The organism is Arthrobacter sp. TmtSoilC77 (assembly GCF_059739415.1).
The window spans coordinates 1175551-1187777 of sequence record NZ_AP046050.1; the positions used below are offsets into that span (position 1 = coordinate 1175551).

Consider the following 12227-nt stretch of genomic DNA (forward strand, 5'->3'; position numbering starts at 1 on the left):
CAATGACCAATAGATCAGTGGGTATCAAGGATGTGGCGGCAGAGGCCGGGGTTTCGGTCACCACCGTCTCCCACGTCCTGAACGATGTTGCCTACGCCCGGGTGGGCGCCAGAACCAGGGAGCGGGTGCAGGAAGCCGCACACCGTCTGGGGTACGGCCCTAACCGGCTGGCACAAGCCCTGCGGACGCAACGTTCAGGAATGATCGGGTTCATCAGCGAGGAAATCGCTACCACGCCGCATGCAGGCAGGATCATCCTCGGCTCAGAGGAAACTGCCAAGCGCCGGGGCTACAACATCATGATCATCAACTCCACCAGCACCAGCTCCCAGGAGTCCAAGGAAAGCCAGGTGGCGGACCTGCTGGACCGGCAAGTGGACGGCATCCTGTACGCCACGATGTATCACCGGAAGCTGGCTGTGCCCAGGAATCTGGCAGGACTGCCTGCAGTCCTGGTGGACTCCGAAGACATCAGCCACACTGTTTCCTCCGTCATCCCCGACGAGGTGGGCGGAGCAAGGTCGGCCGTGCAGACATTGATCGACGCCGGCCACACCCGGATCGGGATGCTGAACAACACCGACGACGTGCCTGCAACCCACTCCCGGTTGCGCGCCTTCAAGGAAACGTTGGCAGACGCAGGGCTGCCGTTCCACGAAGAACTGGTCCAGTCCGAGCATTCGGAGATGCCTGGTGGCTACCAGGCGGCGCTGCGCCTGCTGAAACCGGAGAGCCGGCCAACGGCCGTGTTCTGCTACAACGACCGCATGGCCATGGGCGCCTACCGGGCCGCTGCGGAACTCGGTCTCAGGATTCCGGAGGACATCTCCTTCGTCGGTTTCGACAACCAGGAGCTCATTGCCGAAAACCTTTACCCTGCGCTGACAACGGTGGCACTGCCGCACTACGAGATGGGCGCATGGGCAACGGAAAACCTGATCGATGCCATCGAAGGGAAAACCGACCTGCAGCTGTTCGCCACCCACCCCACAGTTCTTCCCTGCCCCATGGTTCTTCGCGATTCCGTCGCATCCCTCCCGAAAGACCTCCGATGACTGAAACAACAACCCACCGTGCCGGTCCCGGCGAAGACGCCGCCCCATCGGTGCGCCCGATCCTTCACTACACGGCCAGGAACACCTGGCTGAACGACCCCAACGGACTGGTTTGGCACGGGGGCCTCTACCACCTCTTCTACCAAAACAACCCGTTCGATAACGTCTGGGGCAACATGTCCTGGGGGCATGCCACCTCAACAGACCTCCTGCACTGGACTGAACACCCGGTTGCCATCGCCTGCGACGATGAAGAAGACGTGTTCTCCGGCAGCATCGTGGTGGACCACGGCAATACGTCGGGCTTCGGCACAGAGGAAGATCCGGCGTTGGTGGCCATCTACACGAGCGCCTTCAAGGAAGGCTCGACGCATCAGGGGACACAGGCACAGTCCCTCGCGTTCTCCACAGATGGCGGCATAACCTGGAGCAAATATGCAGGCAATCCGGTGCTTGGCCGGGGCTCGGCCCATTTCCGGGATCCCAAGGTTTTCCGCTATGAGGGATCTGCCGGGTCCTGCTGGGTGATGGTGGCCGTGGAGGCCCAGCATCAGCAGGTTGTTATGTACCGCTCGGACAATCTGAAGGACTGGGAATACCTGAGTACTTTCGGCCCCGCGAACTCGTCGGAAGGCGAATGGGAATGCCCGGACTTGTTCCCGCTCCCCGTCGATGGCAATCCGGAGAACGTCAAGTGGGTCCTGGTGGTTAACGTCAATCCTGGTGCCGTGGCCGGTGGCTCGGGAGGGCAGTACTTCGTGGGCCACTTCGATGGCGTGCGGTTCACTGCCGATCCTGATTCGCTCGTTTCACCGGACGCTGACGGGACCATCGATCTCAGGCAATGCCTGTGGCTGGACTGGGGACGCGACTACTATGCAGCGGTCTCCTTCAGCGACACTCCGGACAACCGCCGCATCATGATCGGTTGGATGAACAACTGGGACTATGCCAACTCCTTGCCTACGGCCCCGTGGCGCTCGGGCATGTCGCTTGCCCGCGAGGTTGAACTCGCGACTGTAGAGGGCTTGCCGCGCCTGGTGCAGCAGCCGGTGCTTCCGCCGGTGTTGCCGCTGGATTCCGGGACGCCGGCCAACATTCTTCAGGATGCCGAACTTCACGACTCCGCGGTGCAACTGCCCGACGCCATGACCGGATCAGCCCAGCTGATCGAGGCTGAGATCCTGCCCGGCTCGGCCCGGACCATTGCGTTCAGGCTTTTGTGTGCCCCGGACGGCAGCGCCGCAACGGTTCTCAGCTTTGATGCCGTAACGAGTCAGCTCATCCTGGATCGCCGCAATTCAGGCAACACTGCTTTCCACGAAAAGTTTGCGTCGGCCGAGTCGGCGCCAGTGAAGCTCGACGGCGGTGTGCTAAGGCTGCGTATTATCGTGGACCAGTCGGTGGAGGTCTTCGCCCAAGACGGCAGCGTTGTCCTGAGTGATCTTGTTTTTCCCCTGCCCGGGAGCCTGGGCACAGATCTGCGCGTGGAAGGCGGCACGGCCACTGTCCGGAAACTGGCCGTCAGCTCACTGTCCTGATCCCGAGGCTCCCCGAACGGTAGAGGGAGGTCTGGCGCCGGCTGCCCGGTCCGAGGAGACTGTGGGTGTGGACGTTGATTCCTCACGAACGGATACGGACATGGCCGCCACGTCACCTTCCCATCCCACTGTCACCACCATTTCTCTGACGATGGCCGATATTGGCCCACTGAACCCCTTGCCCGTGGTGGCCGCGGAGCTCGATCAGCCGTACACCGTGGGCGAGGGAGTGCCGGAAGAACTTCAGGCGGCCGCCCGCTACGGTGTAGTGCCCAATGTGTTCCCGTACCTCATGCAGGATGGCTATAGCCGGGAGGCGGCACCCAAGGAGCTGCCCGCCGTCGTGCTTGAGAACAGCAAACTCAAGGCGACCGTCATACCGTCCCTGGGCGGCCGTATTTGGGAATTGTTCGATAAAGCGACGGGAAAGCAGCTCCTCCACACGCACGACGCGCCCCAGCTGGCCAACATCGCGCTGCGAAAGGCGTGGTTCGCGGGAGGCTTGGAGTGGAACATTGGCACGCGCGGCCACTCGCCCACCAGCTGCGATCCACTGCACACGGCGATCGTCCACACCGCCGACGGAAAGCACATCCTTCGCGTGTGGGAGTTCGAACGGCTCCGGGAAGTGGTGTTCCAAGTGGACATATGGTTGCCTGCCGAATCGGAGGTGCTGTTCGCGGCGGTGCGCATCCGCAACCCGAATGACCATGACGTTCCCATGTACTGGTGGAGCAACGCAGCCATTCCGGAGACGGACCGCACCCGGGTGATCGCGCCGGCCGAGGAAGCATTTGGCAGCGACTACGCCACGGACATCACCCGCGTCCGGCCGACAAACCACAACGGCTACGACGGCACGTGGTTGGTCAACAGCCCGCATGCCGCCGATTTCTTCTTTGATATTGATCCATCCGAACGTCGCTGGGTTGTGGCTGCGGACGACGACGGCGATGGGCTGGCGATGCTATCCACGAGCCGGCTGAGGGGCAAGAAGCTTTTCGTCTGGGGACAAGGCCAGGGCGGTAAACGGTGGCAGCAGTGGTTGAGCCCGGGTGCCGGCCCTTACGCCGAGATCCAGGCTGGCTTGGCGAGAACCCAGTTTGAGCATTTGTCCATGCCGGCGGGTGCGGAATGGTCGTGGGTGGAAGCGTACGGGAACGGGCATCTGGACCCGGAAACGTCCCACGGATCGGATTGGGATGCGGCCGTGGCCCATGCCGGCCAGCGGCTTGAGGAGCTCCTTGCGCACGAGGACCTGGAGGCAATGCTGCCCGCCGCCGTCACCGATGCTGACGTCCCGCCATCCACCATGGTGCTCCGCGGCAGTGGCTGGGGAGTGGTGGAGCGAGCGCGGCGCCGCAGGACGGGCAAGGGCTGGATTGACGAGAGCGGCACCCCGTTCGTAGATGAAAGCATCACGGCGGAGCAGGAACCATGGCTGGAACTGCTGAAGGGAAAAGCGTTCGACGGCGCAACCACCTTTGTTGCCGGTGCTGACTGGGAGGAGCTGCTGGCGGGACAGGAAAGTCCTGAGGCGCGCTTCCACGTGGCCACCATGAGGCATGCCAGGCAGGATCTGGAGGGAGCCAAGGCGGCCTACCGTGGGGTGCTTGCTGCCGGGGGCGTTCAGCAGCGGACTTTGGCGCTCGCACATCGCGGATTGGGGTTGGCGTTATTGGCCGACGGCATCGATGGCGAGGGTCTGGATGAACTCAGGAGCGGTGTTCAGGCCGACCCCTCCAACAGGGCATTACTCACCGAGGCGGTGACACTCAGCATCCGCCATGACCACCCGGCCCAGGCGCTGCAACTGCTGGAGTCCGAGCCCAGGCTGGAGTCCGAGCGCAAGCTGGAGTCCGAGCGCAAGGAGGGCGCCGCCGTCGGGCGTTTGAGGTTCCTCAAGGCCCTGGCGCTGGCCCGCGTGGGCAAGGCAGGCGATGCTGCAGCCATCCTGCGCGAAGGGGTAGAGATACCGGACCTCCGCGAGGGCGAGGATGCCATAGCGGCGCTGTGGGAAGAAGTCTGTCCCGGTGAGCCAGTGCCCTTCGACTACCAATTTGGAATGCACTAGGGGACTGCTTTCGCGCCATTCCAAAGGGAAGGCGCTATCCCGTCTTCGGCCTGAAAATGCCGGGCGGGGGGAGTAAGAAATCAACCCTTGACGGGCGGACACGCTACGGAGTTAGTGCCGGGGTGGGCGTAGCCGTGATGGTTGCGGTCGCTGTGGGGTCGGTAGTTGGGGTCGCTGTGATGGTTGCGGTGGGAGCGGCCGTAGCTGTTGGCGTGGGTGAAGCTGTGGGTATAGGCGTTGGGGCGGGTTCAGCCGTTGCTGTCGGAGTGGGTTCTGCGGTTGCCGTTGGGGTCGGCGTTGGGGAAGCGGTCGCTGTTGGGGTCGGTGTTGGTGAAGCGGTCGCTGTTGGGGTCGGTGTTGGTGAAGCGGTTGGAGTCGCGGTCGGTGTTGGTGAAGCGGTTGGTGTCGCGGTCGCTGTTGGGGTCGGTGTTGGTGAAGCGGTCGGCGTGGGCTCAGCAGTTGCAGTGGGCGTCGGCGTCGGCGAAGCGGTTGGGGTAGCTGCGGGTGCTGGAGGCGGCGCAGCCGGCTCGGGAGCCGACGTCTCCGGCTCGCCAAGTGCGATCCCGAGCGACCACACCGGAACCTCGCCAACCGGCGTCGTTCCTGTTGCAGGTGAGAAGCTTGTGAGCCTGAGCAGATCCACGGACGACTCTCCATCCAGCGGGATCAGGCTCCACGACGATGGATCCACCAGCACGCCATTCACAATCGTTTCAAAGTGGAGGTGGCATCCGGTCGACGAACCAGTGGAGCCGACCAAGCCGATGACGTCCCCGGCTTCAACTACCTGCCCCTTGCGCACGGCGCTCGCCTGCAGGTGGTTGTACGTAGTGATAAGCCCGTTGCCGTGATCGATCTCTATCCGGTTGCCTCCGCCCCAGGCATGCCAGCCCACCTCGCGCACGTAACCGTCATCGGCAGAATGAACCGGTGTGCCACAGGCCGCTGCGAAGTCCTGCCCGGTATGGAATTCCCCAGGAGCACCCGTGATGGGACTGGTGCGCAGTCCAAAAGGTGAACTGGGACGCAGGTTCAGCAGGGGTGACATCAACATGCCTGGTCCTGGCCGCACATGACGGGACGCGGGATTCCCAACCGATGTTTGCCACGAAGCAGCGCCGGAACAGGGGAGTGTCAGCGGACCCTGGGAACTCAGGAAGCCCACGATTTCCTGGGCCAGCTGCCGGTACTTGGTGTAGTGGTCCGAATCCTGGTTCCGCTGTACCTGATGGATGGCCAGGCTGGAAGGCAGAAGCTGCCAGTCCTTGATGCCCTTCAGGGCAAGGAAGAAACTGGTTGCGCTAACGAACGGATCCATTCGATCGGCATAGGAGCCCCATGCCCCGTTGGCGCGCTGCTGGAACAACCCTCGGGAGTCCGGCCCTGCGGCGTCGCCGTAATCCTTGCTTTCAAGGGAAGATTCGCCAAGCGCGGCTTGTACCCCAAGAATTTGGGCATCGGATGGCAGGCCCAGCTTTTCCGCAGCCACCATGATGGCCGAAGCATTACGGAGCTGGACGTCTGAAGGGGCGCCGGTGGTGGATGCCGGTCCAAACCCTGTCTGTTGACACAGCGTAGTGCCCAAGGGGTTGGCAGCCGCAGGCTCAACAGTTCCCGAAGGGTTGGTGGCTGGACTCGGAGTGTCGTTCGTGGACCAGTTCGCTGCTGAGGGCGCATCGCCGGATGAATCTGCCCGGATCTGCTGGACGGCTGGGGGCGCCGGGGTGACCGCTCCGGATTGGAAGCAGCCAAGCATGACAGCGGCCGCGATAACCGCTAACGGAAAGCGGGCGTGCCCACGGAGCCGCGCCGGGCCTTTGTCAGGAGTCTTGCTGTTCACCAAACCCGCTCCTGACATGGATCCGTGCCCGGCGAAAAGTGTTGGAGGTCCACACCATTGTCTGGATCCGATCACTGCATGTTACGGGTACTGCATGTCTATGGGAATGACACGCCCACGTCAAGGCTTTGCGCATACTGCAGTGCTCCAAATCCAGATGCTTGGCTAAGTCAAACAAGGTAAGTTGGCATGGTGACCCCCTCCGTGAAGCCTGCCATTGACCGCGCCCCCGGAATCTCCAAGGAGATCGAGGACGCGGCCTGGTATGTGCTGGGCCCGGCACTTCAAGGGAGACCTTCAGCGCTGGACGGGCGCACGCTGACCTGGACGGCAGACGCCGCCGGGGAGCTGCTGGAACGCCTCGAGCGCGGGGTGGAAGATTCCAAAGCGCCCATGATGACCAACCTCCGGCAAAACCTTGAAGGCGCCTCCCGGGAGGCCAAGCTGCTGGCCGTGGAGTTGCTCTTCCTTCAGTCCTTGCCGCTGGCCCATGAGGTCAAGTCGCTCAGAGTGAAGCGTGCCCGTGTGGCCGAGGCTGCCTCCTGGGTAGAGCCGCCGATCGAGTTGCCGGAACAGCTCTACGAGGGCATGACGGACCACGGCGTGATCCGCGACCGTACCGCCGAGTTCAACTGGACCATTTGGGACCACCTGAAATGGCTGTGCCGCTTTGTTGCGCACGTTGACAGCCAAAGCACGGAGACCATCAACCAGGCGCTCGCTGATCCTTTGAAGTTCCATGAACTTGCGGTCGGAACACCAGAGGACCAGCCGGCCCTGCGCCGCAGTATTGAGTATTTGGTATGGCCCAGCTACTTCGAGCCTGTGGTGGCTGACGTGGAGCGCCGGGAGATTCGTGACGCTTTCGCCTCACTCGTTGGTGGCGCCGGGGGCGATACCGAAGAGGACGTGACTGCGGACATCCATCGGATCCGGCTGCACCTGGACGAACAAGCCGGCCAGCGCATTGACTGGTACGCACGCCAGCTGGTCAGCCAATGGCGGAAGGTGGGGGACCCCGGCCGCCGCTCCTGGTTGCTGCGTACCCATCACGACAACGCCGACCTGCTGGCCGCCTGGGTTGCTGAAGAGAAAGCCACCCTGGACGTTGAGCACCTCCGCTCGCTAACTGCAGGAGTCACTGCCGGTGTGGTCCAGCATGCCGTGGACGAGGATTACAAGCACCTGGGCTATGTGGAGCGCGAGGACACCAAGACGGCGGTCTTCGCCTTCCTCACGGTGATGAAACCCGGTGACCTTACGCTCTACCAGCACGCCGGACGTGTCCGGGTGGGAGTCGTCCTTGGCGAGCCCGAACACCACGAGGACAACCGCCGCATCCGCCGCAAGGTCCGCTGGTTCGATGACAGTTACGCCATTACCGAACTCCCACGCCATGCGCAGCGGCAATTGTCCACGCCCGGGATCATCGTGGACGTCACAAGGGTCATTCAGGCGTTGCAGGAACTCCTTCCGGTAGAAGCCGAAACCGATGGCGAGGACGAAGCGCCGCCCACCGCCGTCGTCGAGGTTGTCCAGCAGGGTTTCCGGCCGTTGACGGAAGAGTTCGCAGCTTCCCTTCACATGGACCTCGAGCCGCTGAAGGAAATCGCCGAGCTGCTCGAAGAGAACCGCCAACTGGTTCTTTACGGACCTCCAGGTACCGGCAAAACGTACCTTGCCAAGCACCTCGCTGCCGAGCTCGCCGGCGACAGCACCGATGAACGCGTGAAGCTGGTGCAGTTCCATCCGTCGTACGCGTACGAGGATTTCTTTGAGGGTTACCGGCCGGACAAGACCGACGACGGCCAGGTCTCCTTCAAGCTCGTGGCCGGACCGTTGCGTCGGCTCGCGGAGGAAGCTGCCAAGCCGGAGAACGCGCACAAGCCGTACTTCCTGATCATCGATGAGATGAACCGTGCCAACCTGGCCAAGGTCTTCGGCGAGCTGTACTTCCTCCTTGAGTACCGTGACGACCGCATTTACCTCCAGTACAGCCCCAACGAGCCCTTCAGCCTGCCGGACAACCTGTACATCATCGGCACCATGAACACAGCTGACCGTTCCATCGCCATGATGGACGCCGCCATTCGTCGTCGTTTCGCGTTCATCGAACTGCATCCCAAGGTGGAACCGGTCAGGGGCTCGCTGCGGCGCTTCCTTCAAGCCCGCGGCCTGGGCACGCTCAACGCGGATCTCCTGGACGCCCTCAACGACGCCATCGATGACTGGGACCGGGACCTGATGATCGGGCCGTCCTACTTCATGAAGAACGCTGCCCAAAACCCCACAGGGCTTCGCCGGATTTGGAAGTACGAGCTCATGCCGTTGCTGGAGGAGCACTACCACGGGCAACTGAACCGCGCGCAGTTGGAGGAACGCTTCGGCCTGGACCAATTGCTGGGACGACTTGCTGCCCGCTAAGGCCGTCCCGCCACGCCCGCGGCGGCCACCGGCAAGTGCCGGTACGGCGCGTACGGCTGCCGGGACCCGGCACATCGTCATGGACGAGCTCTCACGGGGAGTCGTTGACAAGCTCGACCCCCCAACCGCTGCGTTCATCAACGCCAGCGGGCTGGCGAAAGCGTCACCGATTGGCATGGGCCTCTACAGGATCGAACCCGTCGGCAAAGTCGGCTCGGTAAGGACTTCCACCGTCCAGCTCGAGGTTCGCCCCAAGGACCGGCTGGGCCTCAGCCGCTTGCTTTTCCTCCTCAGCTACGCCGGCGATCAAGGCTTCCGCGACCACTCGGTGGAAGCCGTTGAGCACCCTGATCTCTGGAGTGCCCTGGCCGAATCGCTGGCCCAGCTGGCTGACCGTGCGCTGAGCCGCGGCGTCCTTCAGGGCTATCTCACCATCGATGAATCGCTGCGGACCGTGAAAGGCCGCATCCGCATCTCGGACCAGATCTCCCGCAGGCCCGGAATGATGGTGCCCTTGGAAGTGTCCTACGACGAATTCACCGAGGACATCGCCGAAAACCGCATCCTTCGCGCTGCCTTGGAACGGATGGGGAAGGTGCCAGGCGTCCGGGCCGATGTCCTGAGCCGCTTGCGCCAACTGAAGGGAAAGCTCGACGCCGTCACCCGCCTTCAGTCCGGAGCCCCCCTGCCGCCCTGGCGGGCCAACCGAATGAATCTCAGGTACCACGCCGTTCTGCGGCTCTCGGAGGTCATCCTGCGCAATGCCTCGGCCGAGGCCGGAGAAGGGAAGCAGCAGACCGCTTCCTTTGTGGTGGATATGGCACAGGTTTTCGAGGAGTTCGTGGGCACGGCTTTGCGGCATGCGATGAATGCCTATCCTGGGGAAATGCGCCTCCAGTATGGGGCGCTGCTCAATGAGGCTGTCCGGGACACGGATCGCCTGATAGTCCGCCCCGACGCCGTGCACTTCCTCGGTGGGAGGCCCGTGGTGGTGTACGACTCCAAGTACACGGCGGCAGGAGATGCCGGCGCTTCACTGAACGCGGACCATTACCAATTGCTGGCGTACTGCACCGCACTTCGGGTCCCCACGGCATGGCTTGTCTACGCTGGACCGGGGGAGATGAAGCTGCGCAGGATCCTGAACACGGACATCGACATCGTGGAGTATCCGCTGGACCTGTCCCGGCCGCCGTCGGAGATCCTGGCCGCCGTGGCCGACCTCGCGGAACAATCGTGGGGCGAGGTAGTGCGTCAGGCTGTGGCGGGAAGAACGGCCTCAGACTAGCCTGAGATCGTCGGCTCAATGAACTCCGGCGCAGTGGAAATTTTCGAGGGAGGCATCATGGCTCGCAGGAAATCGTGGCGCGATATGAGCAAGGGCCAGCGGATCATGCTCATTGTCAGCGGAGCCATAAACATGGCCCTGCTGGGTGCAGCGCAACGGAGCATCGGAAAGACCCCCGACTCCAGAATCAGGGGGAAGAAGGCGGTGTGGCGCGCTGTTTCGTTCATCAACTTTTTCGGACCGGTGAGCTACTTCCTCTTCGGCCGCCGTCGTGATGCCGCAGTAGCAGGCACAGCGCGCTAACGCTCAGGCGGGCATCTTCACGAGGAAGGTTGTGCCCCGGCCCGGTTCGCTTTCCAGCGTGATGGTTCCGCCGTGCGCTTCAACGATCGCCTTGCTGATGGGCAGTCCAAGCCCGACGCCGGGAATGGTGCTGTTGCGTACGCCGCCGGCCCGGAAGAACTTGGTAAAGGCCTCGGACTGCTCTTCTTCCGTCATGCCCATGCCGGTATCGGAGACGCGGCAAAACACAAAATCCTGGTCCTCCCACGCGGCAACTTCCACGTCTGCGCCTTTGGGGGAGTACTTGATGGCGTTTGATACCAGGTTGTCCAGGACCTGGGCTATTCGTGAGGAGTCCACGTGGGCCTCCAAGGACTCAGGGACATCCATGGACAACCGGATGCCCGCTTTGGCTGCCCGGGGACCGGCTGAGCTCACGCTTCCCCGGACCAGCTCAGCCACGTCCACCGTGTGCGGCTGAATGACCATTTGGCCCGAACGCACTGCCAACAAATCCGATACCAGGGTAAGCAGCCGTTCGGCGTTCCTTCGAACGATGTCGAGTTGCCTCCGGGACGACGGATCCAGGGAACGGGGATCATCCAGCAGGAGCTCCACGTAACCAAGGATGGACGTCAGCGGCGTACGGAATTCATGGGAGACGTTGGCGACGAAGTCGTCCTTGGCGGCCAGGGCGTTGACCAGATCAGTGACGTCGCTGAAGACAACAACCGAGCCGGCGAAGTTCCCGTCGTCGTCAACCATGGGGCGGGCGCTTGTGGTGAAGGCACGCTGGTCTGCTCCGGAACCAAGCCACACTAGTTGATCCGTGAACCTTTCCCCCAGGACCGCGCGTCGGACTGGACGGCGGTCAGTGGGCAGCGGCGTGGTCCTGTCCTGGTCGAAGACGAGCAGTTCGGATTCGTTCGGATCGTCATTGCCTGGAGGTGTTGCCAGCGAGTGGGTCTGGCGCTGGCGGCGGTTCATGAGGACGTCATGACCTTCGCCGTCCACTGCCACCACACCCAGCGGCAGGGCTTCCATGACCGTGTTGAGGAGCCGCTCCTGTTTGGTGGTGACGTCCAGCGCTTTCTTGAGTTCCTCATCCTTCTGCTCCAAGGCCCGTTGTTGGCGCACCATGCTCAGGGTCAACACGCTCACGGACACGCCGATGCCAAGTATCAGGATCGGGAAGAGCAGGGGTTTGGTGAGGTCCTGCTCGGTGAAGGATCCCTTGACGAACAAGGGAGCCCAAACGATGCAGAGCGGACCCACGAATGACAAGGCAATCGCCAGCCTTGGATACAGGCCGGACGCACACAGCCAAATGACGGGCAGGACCACCAGGACACTGAGCCCCGTGAGCGCTTCCTGCCCGCCTTCCCTGCCGAAGGAAATCGACACCATATCCAGGATCGGTATCACCAGGAAGCTGGGGAACGGCAGCCGGTGCCACGGCACGATGACGCACATCGCCAACAGGAATGCCTGGCTGAGCAGGAAGAGGAGGAACAGGGGATTCTCAAGGGTGGCAGGGAAAAACAGCCACACCAGAATCGCCGAAATGCACACACAGACGGACAGCGGCAACTGGCTGAGAACCACCCTCATTCGCAGGGTGTGTTCGTGGAAAGAGCGCCGGAAAACCAGGAGCTTTTTCTTCTCGCCAAGATCCCAGGTGCTTGGGCGGGTCACGGCGCAACCACCTGGAATGGAGAAGAAA

Annotated in this window: 8 protein-coding genes; 6 read left to right on the forward strand and 2 right to left on the reverse strand. The window is 62.8% G+C overall.

The genetic code is table 11. From position 1 onward, the window contains the following. The first annotated feature begins 2 nt into the window (after positions 1-2). From AC6I99_RS05500 to AC6I99_RS05510, 3 genes are all read left to right on the forward strand, one after another. Positions 3-1055: a LacI family DNA-binding transcriptional regulator gene (locus tag AC6I99_RS05500; protein ID WP_497946061.1), complete on the forward strand. Its 1053-nt coding sequence runs from the start codon at positions 3-5 to the stop codon at positions 1053-1055. Beyond that, positions 1052-2596, forward strand: coding sequence for a glycoside hydrolase family 32 protein (locus tag AC6I99_RS05505; protein WP_497946059.1), 1545 nt, complete (start codon positions 1052-1054; stop codon positions 2594-2596). Before AC6I99_RS05500 ends, AC6I99_RS05505 begins: the two co-directional genes overlap by 4 nt. 67 nt (positions 2597-2663) lie before the next feature. Next, a complete protein-coding gene (locus AC6I99_RS05510; RefSeq protein ID WP_497946057.1) occupies positions 2664-4670 on the forward strand; it encodes a DUF5107 domain-containing protein in 2007 nt (668 codons plus the stop codon). Between the two features lie 103 nt (positions 4671-4773). Here AC6I99_RS05510 and AC6I99_RS05515 read toward each other — a convergent pair whose 3' ends face one another. Beyond that, positions 4774-6510, reverse strand: a complete 1737-nt coding sequence (locus tag AC6I99_RS05515) for a M23 family metallopeptidase (protein ID WP_497946056.1) — start codon at positions 6508-6510, stop codon at positions 4774-4776. A 189-nt stretch (positions 6511-6699) separates the two neighbouring features. Here AC6I99_RS05515 and AC6I99_RS05520 point away from each other — a divergent pair, with 189 nt between their 5' ends. From AC6I99_RS05520 to AC6I99_RS05530, 3 genes are all read left to right on the forward strand, one after another. After that, positions 6700-8934: an McrB family protein gene (locus AC6I99_RS05520; protein ID WP_497946054.1), complete on the forward strand. Its 2235-nt coding sequence runs from the start codon at positions 6700-6702 to the stop codon at positions 8932-8934. Between the two features lie 79 nt (positions 8935-9013). Continuing rightward, the gene (locus tag AC6I99_RS05525) at positions 9014-10222 is read left to right on the forward strand and encodes a 5-methylcytosine restriction system specificity protein McrC (RefSeq protein WP_497946052.1); all 1209 of its coding nucleotides are present in this window, start codon (positions 9014-9016) and stop codon (positions 10220-10222) included. 57 nt (positions 10223-10279) lie between these two features. Next, positions 10280-10525, forward strand: a complete 246-nt coding sequence (locus AC6I99_RS05530) for a PLDc N-terminal domain-containing protein (RefSeq protein ID WP_224091244.1) — start codon at positions 10280-10282, stop codon at positions 10523-10525. 3 nt (positions 10526-10528) lie between these two features. Here AC6I99_RS05530 and AC6I99_RS05535 read toward each other — a convergent pair whose 3' ends face one another. Beyond that, positions 10529-12199 carry a sensor histidine kinase gene (locus AC6I99_RS05535; RefSeq protein ID WP_497946049.1) on the reverse strand — a complete coding sequence of 557 codons (1671 nt, stop codon included), beginning with the start codon at positions 12197-12199 and terminating at the stop codon, positions 10529-10531. Positions 12200-12227: the final 28 nt, after the last annotated feature.

Excerpts from the sequence above, each read along its gene's own strand:
- AC6I99_RS05500 (WP_497946061.1), top strand. The coding sequence starts at position 3 with ATGACCAATAGATCAGTGGGTATCAAGGATGTGGCGGCAGAGGCCGGG.
- AC6I99_RS05530 (WP_224091244.1), top strand. The coding sequence starts at position 10,280 with ATGGCTCGCAGGAAATCGTGGCGCGATATGAGCAAGGGCCAGCGGATC.
- AC6I99_RS05520 (WP_497946054.1), top strand. The coding sequence starts at position 6,700 with ATGGTGACCCCCTCCGTGAAGCCTGCCATTGACCGCGCCCCCGGAATC.
- AC6I99_RS05505 (WP_497946059.1), top strand. The coding sequence starts at position 1,052 with ATGACTGAAACAACAACCCACCGTGCCGGTCCCGGCGAAGACGCCGCC.
- AC6I99_RS05525 (WP_497946052.1), top strand. The coding sequence starts at position 9,014 with ATGGACGAGCTCTCACGGGGAGTCGTTGACAAGCTCGACCCCCCAACC.